Below are 14,952 nucleotides of genomic sequence, written 5' to 3'. Positions count from 1 at the left end.
GGCCCGTTGGGGCGGGCCGCCTTCGGGGGAAGGCACAAGGGGAAATCGGGGGCTCGCGGCCACAGGCCGCGGGCCCTCTACCCATTTCCGGGGAGGCGCGTCCGTCTCCGGGGAGTCGCGCCGATTCCGCGGGGATCGCAGCCGCGAGTGCCTGCAGAACGTCGGTCAGAAGAGGCGGCCGAGGGCTGACAGCCGTCACCCACCCCTCTCAGCCGAGATTCTGCACCGGATCAGCGGCGCTTGCCGCCCTTCTTCGTGCGCACGGCGGCGGCACCGCGCGATGCGCTGCGCGGCGCCCCCTCGCCGGCGGCGCCCTTGGGCAGCACCGAGGCCGGCGGGATCGGCCGTCGGGTCACCGGGCGCACGGGCTCGCCGCGGCGCGCCTGACCGGGGATCGGCCGCGAGCGGCGGCCGTAGATCAGCTCGGAGGAGTCGAGGAGCCAGGGCACCAGCGCCACGGTGACGCCGTGCACCAGCAGGAGCTTCTGGCGGATACGGCGCGACTTGTGGTTGTGGAGGAACGACTCCCACCAGTGGCCGACGATGTACTGCGGCATGTAGACGGTGGTGATCTCGGAGCCGTGCTCGAGGCGGTGCGCCTTGATGTACTTGATCAGCGGGTACGAGATGTCGCGGTAGGGCGATGCGACGCAGCGCAGCGGCACCTGGATGTCCATCCGCTCCCAGTCGGCCTCGAGCTGCGCGGTCTGGGCGTCGTCGATGGAGGAGTGGACGGCCTCGAGGGTCTCGTGGCGGGCGGCGATCGCGTAGTCCAGCGCCTTCAGGGTCGGCTTGTTCATCCGGCCCACGAGGACGATCGCATGGTCGCCGTTGGCGCCGAAGGTCGTGGTCGGGTCGACCTCGATCTCCTTCTCGACGTCGCGGTAGTAGCGGTACACGCCCGCCATCAGGATGCCGAGGATCGGCATGACCAGGTAGACGAGCCAGGCGCCGTGGGTGAACTTGGTGATCGTGACGATGACGAGGACGACGAAGGTCAGCGTCGCTCCGAAGAGGTTGATGCCCAGGCTCGTGTAGACGGTGCGCGAGCCCTCACCGGCGCGGATCAGCCGGATCCAGTGCTTCACCATGCCGGTCTGCCCGAGGGTGAACGAGACGAAGACGCCGATGATGTAGAGCTGCACCAGGCTCGTCAGCGAGGCCTGGTAGACGAGCAGGATCACCGCTGCGACGAAGGCGAGGATGATCACGCCGTTGGAGTAGATGAGGCGGTCGCCGCGGGTGTTGAGCGACTTCGGGGCGAAGCCGTCGCGGGCGAGCACGGAGCCCAGCAGCGGGAACCCGTTGAACGCGGTGTTGGCCGCGAGCAGCAGGACGGCGGCGGTCGCCGCCTGGATGACGAAGAAGAGGATCGAGCCGTTGCCGAAGGTCGCGGCCGCCACCTGAGCGATGACGGAGCGCTGCGGAGTGGTCTCGCACCCGGCGAAGCCGACGAGGTGGCAGGCGTCCTCGGCGTAGTGCACGTCCGAGACCAGGGCCAGAGCGGTGAGTCCGACGAAGAGGACGATCGCGATCGAGCCCATCGCCACGAGCGTGCGCTGCGCGTTCTTCACCTTCGGCGCCCGGAACGCGGGCACGCCGTTCGAGATCGCCTCGACGCCCGTCAGTGCCGCACATCCGCTCGCGAAGGAGCGCAGCAGGAGGAGGACGACTGCGGCCTGGGTGAGCTCCTCGGCGCGCACGGTGTACCCCGCCGACTCCGCGACCGGGGCGTCGCCCAGCAGGGTGCGGACGAGTCCGACGACGACCATCACGAAGACGCTCGCGACGAAGAGGTAGGTCGGGATCGCGAACGCCCTGCTCGACTCCGAGACGCCGCGGAGGTTCACGGCGGCCAGCAGCACCACGAAGAGGATCGCGAGCTCGACCCGCAGGGGGGCGAGCTCGGGGACGGCGGAGATGATGTTGTCGACTCCGGAGGCGACCGACACGGCGACGGTGAGCACGTAGTCGACCAGGAGCGCGGAGGCGACCGTGAGGCCCGCGGTCTCGCCGAGGTTGGTGCGCGCGACCTCGTAGTCGCCGCCGCCCGAGGGGTACGCGCGGATCAGCTGGCGGTAGCTCAGCACGACGACCAGCAGCAGCACGATGACGCAGGCGGCGACCCAGGGCGCGAAGGTGAGGAACGAGAGTCCGCCCAGGAGCAGGATCATCAGCAGCTCCTGCGGCGCGTAGGCCACGGAGGAGAGCGGGTCGCTCGCGAAGATGGGGAGCGCGAGGCGCTTCTTGAGCAGCTGGCCCTCGAGCTTGTCGCTCGGGAGGGGCTCCCCGATGAAGAAGTGCTTCGCGGTGCGCAGTTCACCGGCGTCGGTGGGCGATTCCCCCGCGTCGGACCCGGGGCCCTGTTTTGTCACGAGCGACGACACTACTCCGTGAGCGGGACCAGTCAAGACTCCGGAACCGCAGCCGTGAGCGCGCTGATCCCGGGCTGTGACCGGGGGTTTCTCGACAATCGTCGGTCAGGGGCCCCGCCCAGGCCTCCCTAGTCTGAAACCCTCCTCAGACCCAGGGCTTCTGCGCGAAATTACCCCCGTACTGGGTACACGTGCGATGCTGTGCAAAACCGAGAACTCTGTTGGAGTCATGGGTGGGCCACTCCGATGAGGGAGTGGGCGGGCCACGGGCCCGCCACAGCTCGACGCGGCCTCCCCAGCCGCCGCCTCCCGGCCTCGCAGCCGCGGTGGATGCCCGCGCCCCGCGATCTCGCACCCCTCTCATGACCCGTCGGCCCCGCCGCCGACAGAATCGACGGATCTCCTTGACCTCCCCCTCCTCCGCCACGGCGTCCGCGCCGCCGGCCGGGTCCCTCCTCCGCCGCTTCGGAGCCCTCGCCACGGCGCTCGCCGTGGTCGCCGGCCTCGCCGTCGCCGGGTCCGCTCCCGCCCAGGCCGCCGGCACCGCCGGTCGCTACGCGGTCACCGTGGACTCGACCGCCGTCTCGCAGCAGGTCGTCCGCTCGCTCGGCGTCGCCGACTACGTGACGTACCAGGGAGGCACCGCCGGATTCACCGCGACGCTCACCGCCCGTCAGCAGGCCGCGCTCGTCGCCGACTCCCGCGTCGTCTCGGTCGCTCCGGCCGACGTCGTGGTCGAGGGCCAGGCGCAGGTCATCCCGTCGCACGTGCTCACCGCGGAGGCCGACAAGGCCCCGGTGCTCGCCGGCGACGGCGTCACGAACTACAACGGTCCCGCCGTCGCGGTCATCGACTCCGGTGTGAACCCGAACGCCGACTACAACCTGAAGGAGCAGATCAACTGCTTCGGCTCGGGAGACGCGTCCGACAAGAACGGGCACGGCACCGCGGTCTCCGGCTACATGGCCGCCTACGACGACGGCCTGGGCACGGTGGGCGTCGCCCCCGGCGCTCCGATCTACTCGGTCCGCGTCCTCGACGAGAACAACAAGGGCACCACCGAGGGCATCGTCTGCGGCCTCGACTGGGTGTCGAAGAACGCCGCCGCCAACAACATCAAGGTCGTCAACATGTCGCTCGCCGCTGTCGGCGCCGACGACAGCAACTGCGGCCGCACGAACAACGACGTGATGCACCAGATGGTCTGCGAGCTCGTGGGCAAGGGCATCACCGTCGTCAGCTCGGCGGGCAACGCCTCCACCCCGAAGAACCTCGCCGGCGCCGTCCCCGCCGCCTACGACGAGGTCCTGACCGCCACGAACATCGCGAACTACGACGGCAAGCCCGGCTCCCTCGCCGCCGTGCCGTGCGCGAACGTGACCACCAAGGACGACTCGGTCGCCATCAACAGCAACTTCGCCGTCTCGGCCGCCGACCAGGCGCACACCATCGCCGCTCCCGGCATGTGCCCGTACACCACCAAGCTCGGCGGCGGCTACGCCTACGTCCAGTCCGGCACCAGCATGTCGGCCGCGGCCGTCAGCGGCGTCGTCCTCGACTGCCTGAGCGCCGGTGGATCGTGCGTCGGCAAGACCCCGGCGCAGGTCCGCGCCCAGGTCATCGCCCAGGCCAAGGCGGGCGCCGAGCGCGGCCGCACCTTCGCCGGCGACCCGACCCGCCCCACCACGGGCAAGTACTTCGGCTACGCGATCAGCACCCTGCCGACGACCGCCGCTCCGGAGCCGACCCCGACTCCCACCGCGACGCCGACGGCCACGCCGACTGCGACTCCGACGGCCACGCCCACCGCGACTCCGACGGCGACGCCCACCGCGACGCCCACCGCGACGCCCACGGCCACGCCGACCGCGACTGCGTCTCCGACCCCGGTTCCGACCACGGCCCCGGACACGCAGAAGCCGACCGCGACGATCACCTCGCCGGCCACGAACACCACCGTCTCGGGCTCCATCCGCCTGGTCGCCACCGCGAACGACAACGTCGGCGTGACGGCGGTCGTGTTCTACGCGAGCGGCACCAAGCTCGGCAACGGAGTGAAGCAGCCCGACGGCTCGTGGGCGCTCTCGACGAGCTCGGCCGCATACCCGAACGGCGCGTACAACGTGACGGCGAAGGCGCAGGACAAGGCCGGCAACATCGGCACGAGCACGGCGATCGTGCTGCGAGTCGCGAACTGAGCCAGTACTTCTGAGAACGGCCGAGGGCCGAGTGGCCGTGCCGTGTGCACGCCCACTCGGCCCTCGGCCGTTCGACGGTTCCCTCCCGGGGACCGGGGCCGCCTCTCGAGACCGGGTTTCGGGAGGCGGGGATCTCGATACGCCCGCTGGGTGGGCTACTCGATCAGCCGGGCGGCCGGCGTGCGGGACGCGGCGCCGATGAGGTGGGTCAGGCTGTCGCGGATCGCGACGAGGTCCTCGAGCGGGAGGTCCAGGCGCTCGACGATCTGCGGCGGCACCTGCAGGGCCTGCTCGCGGAGGGCGGCTCCTGAGGGGGTGAGCGCGACGTCGAGGCGGCGCTCGTCCTCGCTGCTGCGGGTGCGCGTGACGTGGCCGCTCGTCTCGAGGCGCTTGACGAGCGGACTGAGGGTCGCGGGCTCGAGGTGCAGCGCCTCGCCGAGGTCGCCGAGCGAGCGCGGGCTGGACTCCCAGAGGGCGAGCATCACGAGGTACTGCGGATGCGTCAGGCCCATCGGCTCCAGCACCGGGCGGTAGAGGCCGATCACGGTGCGTGCAGCGACGGCGAGCGAGAAGCACACCTGGTTCTGCAGGGCGAGCGGGTCCGGTTCCACCCGTTCATCCTGCCACTCGTCGCAGCACGAATCATTCGTGCCCTCACGATCTGCAGCCGGTCCGCCTCCACTGCCGGCCGATCGGCTGTCCGCGAGGCGCACGTCCCCGTTCGGGGGTCACCGGTTCTCGTCCGAGGAGGAACAGGATGAGCCCATGAACCGTCTGCGCTCCGACTCCGCCCGTGTGGTCCAGTACTCCCGCTTCGGCGGGGTCGAGGTGCTCGAGGTGGCCGAGGTCCCCCGGCCCGTCCCGGGGAGGGGCGAGGTGCTCGTCGAGGTGCTCTCGGCCGGCGTGAACCACATGGAGGCGTTCATCCGCGAGGGGCGCTTCGACTCCGATCACTCCGCCGTCTTCCCCATGCGCCAGGGCACCGATCTGGCCGGCGTCGTCGTCGGTCTCGGCGAGGGGGTCACGGACCTCAAGCTCAAGAGCGACGTGGTCGGCCACGCCCTCGTCGGCTCGCACGCCACGCACGTGGTCGTGCCGCGGGAGAACCTCGTGCCCAAGCCCGCCTCGGTCAGCTGGGAGGTCGGCGGCGCGCTGTTCCTCGCCGGAGTGACCGCCTGGCGCGCGCTCGAGGCGGTGCACGTCGCAGCGGGCGACACGGTGGTCGTCTCGGCCGCGGCGGGCGGGGTCGGCAGTCTCGAGATCCAGCTCGCGAAGCTGCGCGGGGCGACGGTCATCGGCACCTGCGGCGAGCGCAACTTCGACTACCTCCGCCAGATCGGAGTGAAGCCGATCGTCTACGGCGACGGCATCGCCGATCGCATCCGCGAGGTCGCTCCGGGCGGCGTCACGGCGTTCCTGGACAACTTCGGCGGCAACGACGAGCTCGCCGCGTCGCTGGGCATCGAGGGCGGCCGGTACCACTCGAGCGACGACCGCAAGGAGATCGAGCTCCGAGCGGTCTGGCCCGATGCCGAGACGGCGGCCCAGGACACCGAGATCCTCGGCGAGCTGGTCGGACTCGTCGCCGCGCAGAAGCTGCGCGTGCTCGTGTCGGGCTTCTACCCGTACGGCCTCGTGCAGGACGCGTTCGACGACCTCGAGAAGCGGCACTCCCGCGGCAAGATCGTGCTCGGCATGAACCCCGTCGACTCGGCCCGGGTGATGAAGGCGCGCGACGTGCACGACTCCCGCCGCTGACCCGCCTGGGCGACCCTCTCCACGCGGCCGCCGCGAGCGCCATGATGGTGCCCGGAGGCGCGCCGCACGCGCCTGCGGAGAGGGCCCCGTGGAGGAACCGGTCGTCGCGATCGTCTGGATCGTCTCGTTCGTCGTCGTCACCGTCCTGGTCACCGGCCTCTCGGGCCGGGTGAACTGGTCGGCGCCGGTCGCGCTCGTCGCGGTCGGCGCGCTGGCCTCGTTCGTGCCCGGGATCCCCGAGGTGGTCGTCGAGCCCGACGTGGTGCTGTTCGGGATCCTGCCGCCGCTGCTCTACGCGGCGGCGATCCGGACCTCGGTGCTCGACGTGCGCGCCCGCGGCGACAGCATCCTCCTGCTCTCGGTCGGCCTCGTCGTCTTCACGATGCTCGTGGTCGGATCGGTGGCCTGGGCGGTGGTGCCGGCGATCTCGATCGCGGCGGCCCTCGCGTTCGGCGCCATCGTCGCTCCGACCGACGCGGTGGCCGTGACCGCGATCGCCGGGCGGCTCCGACTGCCGCGGCGCATGCTCACGGTGCTCGAGGGCGAGAGCCTGCTCAACGACGCGACCGCGCTCGTGGCGCTGAACGCGTCGATCCTGGCCCTGGTGAGCACGGTCACGCCGGGCGGGGTCGCGCTCGACTTCGTGCTCGCGGTGGTCGTGGGCGGGGGAGTGGGCATCGTCGTCGCCGTGGTGCTGGGGGCGGTGCGCAAGCAGGTGCAGTCCTCGGTGCTCGACACGAGCCTGTCGCTCGTGACCCCGTACCTCGCCTTCATCCCCGCGCAGCTGCTGCACGGCTCCGGAGTGCTCGCGGTCGTGGTGGCCGGGCTGTACCTCGGCTTCCGGGCACCGGTGATCCAGTCGGCGCAGGCGCGGATCGCGGAGTCGCTGAACTGGCGGACGATCCAGTTCCTGCTCGAGAACGCGGTGTTCCTCTTCATCGGGCTGAGCCTCGCGTCGGTCGTCGAGGCGACCGCCGACTCCGGGATCGGCCTCTGGCAGACCGTGGGCATCAGCGCGGCCCTGCTCGGGGCGCTGATCGGCAGCCGGGTGCTCTGGATGGTCATGACGACCGTGCTCTACCGGCACGGTCCGTCGCGGCTGCAGCAGCGCGGGTGGACCTGGCCGACGGCGATCGGGGTCTCGTTCGCGGGCATCCGCGGCGTGGTCACGCTGGCCGCCGCGTTCCTCCTGCCCGAGGAGACGCCGCAGCGGGAGTTCCTGCAGTTCCTCGCGTTCGTGGTGGTGGCGGGCACGCTCGTGGAGGGTCTCGCGCTGCCGAGCCTGATCCGGGTGCTGAAGCTGCCGCCGCCCAACGACATGCAGGAGCACGTCGAGAAGCAGATGCTGCTCGCGGAGGCGCAGACCGCCGGTCTCGCGCGGCTGGACGCGGAGCCGCAGGACGGGGTGGAGGAGCGCGTGCTCGACCGGCTGCGGCGCAACGCCACCTTCCTCGCGGACGCGCTCGAGAACCCTCCGGCCGCCGAGGACTCGGAGCCGCTGACGCACTCGTACAACCGGTTGCGGCGGGTGATGATCGCGGCCGAGCGGGAGGCGGTGCTGCGCGCCCGCGCCGAGGGGCGCTACCAGGAGCCCGCGGTCGTCAGCGCGCTCGCGTTCCTCGATGTCGAGGAGGAGGCGCTGGCGGTGGGTCGGGAGTAGCCGACTGCCCTGGTCTCGTCGGGGAAAAATCCTATAGGATCGAGTCTGTCAGGCCTCCGGGCCGGAGAACTCGATGATGAGGAGCCGACGCGCACATGACCCGTCTCTGGAACGAACCGGCGGATTTCGCCGACGACATGGTGGACGGCTTCGTCCGCGCCAACGGCCGCTGGGTGCGGAAGGTGCACGGCGGCGTCTCGCGCTCGACCCGCTCCGCCGAGCCCGAGGTCGCCGTGGTGATCGGCGGCGGCTCGGGCCACTACCCGGCCTTCGCCGGGCTGGTGGGGCCCGGTCTCGCGCACGGAGCGGCGATGGGCAACCTGTTCGCCTCGCCCTCCGCGCACCAGGTCGAGTCGGTCATCCGCGCCAGCGAGCAGGGCCGCGGGGTGCTGCTCAGCTACGGCAACTACGCGGGCGACGTGCTGCACTTCACTGCGGCGCAGGACGCGGTGCGCGCCGACGGCATCGACTGCCGGACCATCACGGTCACGGACGACGTGTTCAGCGCCCCTCCCGCCGAGGCGCACCGACGCCGGGGCATCGCCGGCGACCTCACCGTCTTCAAGGTCGCCGGAGCAGCGGCCGCCGCGGGCTACGACCTCGACGGCGTCGAGCGGGTCGCCGCCGCCGCGAACGCGCGCACCCGCTCGCTGGGTGTCGCCTTCAGCGGCTGCACGCTGCCGGGCGCCGACGAGCCGCTGTTCTCGGTGCCCGAGGGGCGGATGGCCGTCGGCCTCGGCATCCACGGCGAGCCCGGGATCGACGAGGTCGACGTGCCCAGCGCGGCCGGGCTCGCCGAGCTGCTCGTCACGCACCTGCTCGACGACGCCGAGATCCCGGAGGGGGTCGCCGTCGAGGGCGCCCGCGTCGTGCCGATCCTCAACGGCCTGGGCTCGGTGAAGAGCGAGGAGCTGTTCGTCGTGTTCAGCACCGTCGCCGATCTGCTCGAGGCGCGCGGGGCGGTCCTCGTCGATCCGCAGGTGGGCGAGTTCTGCACGAGCTTCGACATGGCCGGCGTCTCGCTGACGCTGCTCTGGATCGACGACGAGCTCGAGACCCTGTGGTCGGCTCCGGCCGACACTCCCGCCTACCGCACGGGCGCGGTCGACTCCGGCTCGCTGACCGCCGTCACGGCCTCGGACGAGGACGTCGCCGAGGCCGCGCTCGGCGAGGCGAGCGATGAGTCGCGCGAGGCGGCGGCCCGTGCGGCCGACGCGCTCGGCGCGATCCGCACGGTCATCGACGAGAACGCCGGCGAGCTCGGGCGCCTCGACTCGATCGCGGGCGACGGCGACCACGGCATCGGCATGCAGCGCGGAGCCCGCGCGGCGGCCGAGGAGGCCGGGTCCGTGCTGGCTCGGGGCGCCGGAGCCGGCTCGCTGCTCACGCGCGCCGGCGACGCCTGGTCGGACCGTGCGGGAGGCACCTCCGGAGCGCTCTGGGGCGTGATCCTGCGCAGCCTCGGCGACGCGCTGGGCGACGACCGGCCCGTCAGCGCTGCCGAGGTGAGCGCGGGCGCGACCGCCGCCTCCGACGCCGTGCGCGCCTACGGCAAGGCGGCGCCCGGCGACAAGACCATGGTCGACGCGCTCGTGCCGTTCGCCGAGACGCTCGCCGAGCGGGTCGCGGCCGGCTCGCCGCTCCGTGAGGCCTGGGCGGCCGCGGCCGTCGCCGCGCGCACCGCGGCCGATGCGACGAGCGAGCTGATGCCCGGCCTCGGCCGCGCGCGCTCGCACGGCAGCAAGTCCCTCGGCACCCCCGACCCCGGAGCGGTGTCGCTGGCCCTGATCGTCGAGACCGTCGGACGACGGCTCGCCACCCCGATGGAGGAGGAGACCCCGTGAGCACCACCTGGAGACTCGTGATCGGCTCGGACGACGCCGGTTACGACTACAAGGAGGCCCTGAAGCGCGACCTCGAGGCCGACGACCGCGTCGTCTCGGTGGTCGACGTGGGAGTGGACGCCGACGGGCACACGGCGTACCCCACCGTCGCGACCACCGCCGCCGAGATCGTGGCGCGCGGCGACGCCGACCGCGCCCTGCTGATCTGCGGCACGGGCCTCGGAGTCGCGATCGCCGCGAACAAGGTGCCGGGCATCCGCGCGGTGACAGCCCACGACTCCTACTCCGTGGAGCGCAGCGTGCTCTCGAACGACGCGCAGGTGCTCTGCATGGGCCAGCGCGTCGTGGGCCTGGAGCTCGCGCGCCGGAACGTGAAGGAGTGGCTGGGCTACGTCTTCGACACCTCGAGCGCCTCGGCGGCGAAGGTCGACGAGATCCGCGAGTACGAGCGCGGGACGTCCGGCGGGGAGTGATCGGGCGGCTGCCGGGCCGTGGATGCGTAAGCTTCTCCCGGGCCCGGCAGCCGTCGCCCCTCCTGCAGCACTCACCCCGCGAGGCCTCATGACCGACCCCGTGTTCCGACTCACCGGCTCGGAGTCGATCGAGCGGCGGGGACTGCGCGACCACGTCTACGACCGCGTCCTCGACGTCCTGCTCGGTCCCGGCATCGAGCCCGGCATGCGGCTCTCGATCGACGCGGTCGCCCGCGAGCTCGGCGTCTCGCCGACTCCCGTGCGCGAGGCGCTCGTGCAGCTCGAGCGGACCGGCCTGGTGACCCGGGTGGCCAACAAGGGCTACCGCGTCGCTCCTCCGCTCGCCGACGACCAGCTCGACGCGCTCTTCGACGCCCGGGTGGTGCTCGAGAGCGGAGCCGCGGCACTCGCCTCGGCGCACGAGGCCGCACTCGTCCCGCGCCTCGAGGCGGCGCTCGCCGAGCACGAGGCGATGACGGCGGTGGTGCGGGCCGCGTCGTCGACCGGGGACCTGCCCGTCGACCTGCTGCGCGAGTACTTCGAGGTGGACTGGAACTTCCACCACCTCATCTTCGAGGGCACGCACAACCCGTTCCTCATCGACATGTCCGAGGCCATCTCGACCCGCGTGCACCGCATGCGCCAGACGGTGCAGACCGGGGTGAGCGACGCCGACGACGCGGTGATCGAGCACCGCGCGATCGTCGCCGCGTTCGCCGAGGGGCCCGAGGCGGCTGCCGCGGCGATGCGCTCGCACATCGAGCGGGTGCGCGAGCGCTCGCGCCGGGACTCGGTGCGCTGAGCGCCGGGCGGGCGTTCGCGGCGCCGGTCGTCGCGACGATCCGTCGCGAACGGCGGGGTTCCGGGGGCGCCGGGGACCGTCTGCGACGGATCGCGGCCTCTGCCGCTCGGTCGGGGCGCGGAGGCGTCGGTCCGTCGCGAACGGCGGGGTCCCGGGGGTGCGGACGACTGTTCGTGGCGGATCGCGGCGCCGACGCGCGGCTCCGTTGCGCCGCTCCGAGGGCCGGAACGCGCCGACGAGGGCGGAGAATGGGGTGTCCTGCGCGCGCGGGCGGGGGAGGAGCGGCATGACGGGGCCCGAGGTGCTGCCCGAGACGACGGCGATCGTCGTGCCGAGCCCGGCCGACCGGCTCCGCGGGACCCTCGCCGACACCTACGAGCGCGGAGTGCTGCTCGTCGGACTCGGCGTGCCCGTCAGCGTCCTCGTCGTGCTCGGCAAGATCGCCCTGACGGCCGCCTCGCCGTCGGTCTTCCTCTTCGCGAACGTGCTCGTCACCGCGGCCGTCGCCGTGTCGCGCGTGCTCGTCTTTCGCGCGCACCACTCCAAGCGCGCGATCGGCGTGCGCGCCGACTTCCCCGTGCAGCGCCGGCTCTACCGCGTGATCGGGCGCCTGATCGCCGGGACGGCACTCCTCTACACGGCGGCGTCGGCCTGGGAGTTCGTCGACGACTCCCCGGAGGCGGCGTTCCCGCAGCCGATCGCGCTCGCCCTCGCCGTCATCGCCCTGACCGAGCTGGTCTTCGCGATCGTCGGCACGATCACCGCCCGGCGGCAGCGGGCGCTCCTGCTCGAGGCGGCGCGCCTGGCCAACATCGCGGCGGCCCTCGTGCTGCTCGTGCTCGCGCAGACGGCGCTGCTCAGCCTCGTGAACGCCGAGTCGCAGGGCCGGATCGACGCGGTGAGCGGCATCGTGCTCGGCGCCGCGGCGACGCTGATCGGAGTCGGCATGCTGGTGCGCTCGCGGATCCCGCGCGGCCGGTTCTCCCCGGATCCGCGGGTGCGGGCGCGGCTCGACGACTGACGCGGGTCGGGCCCGGCCGGGATCCCGATCCGCCGGTCGGTCCCTGCTCGGCGCCGCTGCGCATCAGGATCCGCTCGCGCTCCTCACGGGGTCACGGGCGCGCCTGCGCCACAAGTCGACGGACGGCTTCTCGAGGAGCGCTCTCGACGACGGGAGGATGCGCCAGGACGAGTGTGGACCGGCGGGCCGCCGAGTACTCGGGCCAGCCGTCCGGCGCCCGTCCCGCGATGAAGGCTGCCCATCGGTCGGTGATCGCATCGCTCAGCGCGAGCGCGTCCCCGTCCTCCTCCTCGAGGAGGGCGGCATCGGCCCTGTCGAGGTTCCGGAAGAGGAACGGAAGCTCGAGCGAGTGCGCCGCACCGCGCGCATCATCGACGCGATGGGCGAACAGGAACGCGCGCGTCGACGCCTCTGCGCCCGCGCGCGCATCGAGGAGCCGGTGGCTCGGCTGCCGGTAGATCTCGTCGGCCAGGCATGCTTCGAGCGCCTCCGCATCCGACGGGGGACGACCGAGGACGAGGGCGAGCGCGTCGCGGTAGGCGGAGGAGCGATCGCCCTGCAGCCGGGGGAGCAGCGCCTGCAGCCGCTCGTCCAATCGGCGACGCCACGCCTCGTCGTCACCGGCCTCGAGGTCGACAGCGCCGGACGCCTCGTTGACGTTCGTGCCCACGATGAGGTCGACGTTCGTCGAGGCGCCCTGTCGGAGGGCGGCTACGGGCGGGCGGGTCAGCAGACGCCCGTCGAGAGCGGCGCGGAACACCGCGACGGTCGTCGGGCTGCGCGAGGACCGCTGGGCGAGGAGCCGGTTCTGCGCCTCGAGGATCAGCGGTACCGGCAGGTCGAGGAGTCGGCGGGGTGCTGCGTGGAGGTCGAGGAGGCCGAGGAGATCGTCCGTGACGGCTTCGCCGTAGTCCCGGTCGCCGATCCGCTCGGGATCGGCGCTGTGCAGGATCGCCCGGTGGAAGAGCCCCGCGGCGGCATCGGCGGCGAGGAGCATCGCGACCGTCGTCGCGCCGGCCGATTGGCCCGCGAGGGTCACGGCCGCGGGGTCGCCTCCGAACGCGCCGATGTTCTCCCGCACCCACTCGAGCGCGGCGATCACGTCGTGGAGTGCGGCGTTCCCCGAGTCGCGGTACTCGTCGCCGAGGAGGTGGTCGAGGGTGAGGAATCCGAGGGCGCCGAGACGGTGGTTCACTGCGACGACGACGATACCCGTGCGGGTGGCGAGGCGAGCACCGTCGCACAGGGGGTCGGAGTTCGATCCCGCCACGTGGAGCCCGCCGTGGATCCAGACGAGCACGGGCGCCGCGCCGTCCCGCCTCGACGGTGCCCAGATGTTCAGGGTGAGGCAGGCGTCCTCGTCGCCGAGTGGGGCGCCGGAGCCCTGTGCGCTCTGCGGCGCCGACGGCCCGATCCGGGTCGCGGTCCGCACCCCGTCCCACCGCGCGACGGAAGCGGCAGGACGGAAGCGGCGGGTCGCCCGGGCGAACGGGACGCCGAGGAAGGCGTGAGCGTCCCCGTCGGGAGTCCGTGCCGTCAGTCCGCGGATGCGGCCGGCGGGAGTATCACGCTCCGGCACGGTCGTCCTCGTGTCGCTGCAGGATCGGCCCGTGCCCTGGGGAGAGCGTGCTCTGCAGCACGAGCGACGAGGCGCCGACGGCGGCGGCGTCGCGGGGGTTGCTCGAGAGCGAGACGTCGAGGGGGTGGGCGCGACGAGCGAAGCGGCGCTCGTCGAGCTTCGAGCGGATCGCCCGGGTGTAGATCGAGCCGGCGATGGCGACCCCCGGCCCGGTGAGCACGAGCTCGTCCAGGTCGAAGAGGTTGACGAGGGTGAGAGCGCCCTCCGCGAGGTGGTCGGCAGCCTTCCCGATGAGCGCGAGCGCTGCGGAGTGACCGTTGATGGCGGCGAGGCTCAGCACGTCGAGGTCGCGACCCTGCTCCTCCGGCCGGAACGCCAGCTCGAGGTCGATGAACGACTCGGGATCGTCGCGGGCGCCCTCGACGATGACGGCGGGGGCCGCGTAGCGCTCGAGGCAGCCGCGATTGCCGCAGAAGCACTCGCGACCGCCGGGGACGATCGAGATGTGGCCGACCTCGACCGCATTGGAGCTCGCGCCGCGGAGGAGAGCCCCGTCGAGGACGACTCCCGCGCCGATGCCGGTGCCGACGTAGATGGTGCCGAACGTGCGGTGTCGCGAGACGCCGCGGCTCCAGTACTCGCCGATGCCGGCCGCCGCGGCATCGTTGTCGAGGAGGATCGGAGCGCCGATGCCGGCGCCGAGTGCTCGCCGGAGCGGGAAGTCCCGCCAGTGGTGCAGTGTCGGAGGGCCCAGGACGCGGCCGGCCTGCTGGTCGATCGGACCGGGCGCCACAGCGGCGACCCCAGCGATCGAGCGCCGGTCGATCGCGGTCCCACGCACGAAGTCCTCGTAGGCGCCCACGATGCGCTCGGTGACCTCCTCTGGTGAGGCGAGCGCGGCTCCATCGATCTGCTGGCGCGCGATGACGCCGCCTCCGGTGTCGGTGGCCACGAGCGTGATCGACTCGAAGCCGAGCTGCACGCCGATGCCGATCCGTGCACGGGCGTTGATCTCGAGGAGCTGACGGGGCTTGCCGCCCGTCGAGGTCGAGCCGGTCTGCCGGATGATCCCGTCCGTGAGCAGCTTGCGGACGATCATCGAGATCGCCGGCTGCGTGAGGCCGGTCGCGGCCGTCAGCTCGACCCGGCTGATCGGACCGGACGAGCGGATGAGGTCGACCACGAGGGCACGGCTGCCGGGTGCGGCGGGAGTCGCTTCACGACGAGCCATGGGGGGGCTCC

11 protein-coding genes are annotated in these 14,952 nt (G+C 72.4%); 7 read left to right on the top strand and 4 right to left on the bottom strand.

What is annotated here, in order from left to right; translation table 11 throughout:
- Nucleotides 1-230: 230 nt before the first annotated feature.
- Nucleotides 231-2,318 carry an APC family permease gene (locus IOC53_RS06625; RefSeq protein ID WP_207403648.1) on the bottom strand — a complete coding sequence of 696 codons (2,088 nt, stop codon included), beginning with the start codon at nt 2,316-2,318 and terminating at the stop codon, nt 231-233.
- 461 nt (nt 2,319-2,779) lie between these two features.
- Between IOC53_RS06625 and IOC53_RS06620 the strand changes: the two genes are divergently transcribed.
- On the top strand, nt 2,780-4,573 hold the full coding sequence (locus IOC53_RS06620) for a S8 family serine peptidase (RefSeq protein WP_207403590.1): 1,794 nt from the start codon (nt 2,780-2,782) through the stop codon (nt 4,571-4,573).
- A 155-nt stretch (nt 4,574-4,728) separates the two neighbouring features.
- On the opposite strand, the gene IOC53_RS06615 is transcribed toward IOC53_RS06620, so the two are convergent.
- On the bottom strand, nt 4,729-5,184 hold the full coding sequence (locus IOC53_RS06615) for a MarR family winged helix-turn-helix transcriptional regulator (RefSeq protein ID WP_207403588.1): 456 nt from the start codon (nt 5,182-5,184) through the stop codon (nt 4,729-4,731).
- 154 nt (nt 5,185-5,338) lie between these two features.
- Here IOC53_RS06615 and IOC53_RS06610 point away from each other — a divergent pair, with 154 nt between their 5' ends.
- From IOC53_RS06610 to IOC53_RS06585, 6 genes are all read left to right on the top strand, one after another.
- Nucleotides 5,339-6,331: an NADP-dependent oxidoreductase gene (locus IOC53_RS06610; protein ID WP_207403585.1), complete on the top strand. Its 993-nt coding sequence runs from the start codon at nt 5,339-5,341 to the stop codon at nt 6,329-6,331.
- Nucleotides 6,332-6,419: 88 nt separating this feature from the next.
- Nucleotides 6,420-7,991 (top strand): sodium:proton antiporter, encoded by a 1,572-nt coding sequence (locus IOC53_RS06605; RefSeq protein WP_207403583.1) that lies wholly within the window; start codon nt 6,420-6,422, stop codon nt 7,989-7,991.
- A 95-nt stretch (nt 7,992-8,086) separates the two neighbouring features.
- Complete coding sequence (locus tag IOC53_RS06600) at nt 8,087-9,835, top strand: dihydroxyacetone kinase family protein (RefSeq protein ID WP_207403582.1); 1,749 nt, start codon at nt 8,087-8,089, stop codon at nt 9,833-9,835.
- On the top strand, nt 9,832-10,308 hold the full coding sequence (locus IOC53_RS06595; protein WP_207403580.1) for a ribose-5-phosphate isomerase: 477 nt from the start codon (nt 9,832-9,834) through the stop codon (nt 10,306-10,308). The genes IOC53_RS06600 and IOC53_RS06595 overlap by 4 nt, the downstream gene beginning before the upstream one ends.
- 88 nt (nt 10,309-10,396) lie before the next feature.
- Nucleotides 10,397-11,110 (top strand): GntR family transcriptional regulator, encoded by a 714-nt coding sequence (locus IOC53_RS06590; protein ID WP_207403578.1) that lies wholly within the window; start codon nt 10,397-10,399, stop codon nt 11,108-11,110.
- Nucleotides 11,111-11,396: 286 nt separating this feature from the next.
- Nucleotides 11,397-12,131, top strand: coding sequence for a hypothetical protein (locus IOC53_RS06585; protein WP_207403576.1), 735 nt, complete (start codon nt 11,397-11,399; stop codon nt 12,129-12,131).
- 91 nt (nt 12,132-12,222) lie between these two features.
- Here IOC53_RS06585 and IOC53_RS06580 read toward each other — a convergent pair whose 3' ends face one another.
- Both IOC53_RS06580 and IOC53_RS06575 read right to left on the bottom strand, forming a co-directional pair.
- On the bottom strand, nt 12,223-13,710 hold the full coding sequence (locus IOC53_RS06580) for a carboxylesterase/lipase family protein (RefSeq protein ID WP_207403574.1): 1,488 nt from the start codon (nt 13,708-13,710) through the stop codon (nt 12,223-12,225).
- Nucleotides 13,697-14,941 carry an ROK family transcriptional regulator gene (locus IOC53_RS06575; RefSeq protein WP_207403572.1) on the bottom strand — a complete coding sequence of 415 codons (1,245 nt, stop codon included), beginning with the start codon at nt 14,939-14,941 and terminating at the stop codon, nt 13,697-13,699. The genes IOC53_RS06580 and IOC53_RS06575 overlap by 14 nt, the downstream gene beginning before the upstream one ends.
- Nucleotides 14,942-14,952: the final 11 nt, after the last annotated feature.

Source organism: Rathayibacter sp. SD072, from assembly GCF_017355185.1.
Taxonomy (GTDB): Bacteria; Actinomycetota; Actinomycetes; order Actinomycetales; family Microbacteriaceae; genus Rathayibacter.
This window is presented reverse-complemented; position numbering and strand designations above follow the sequence as displayed.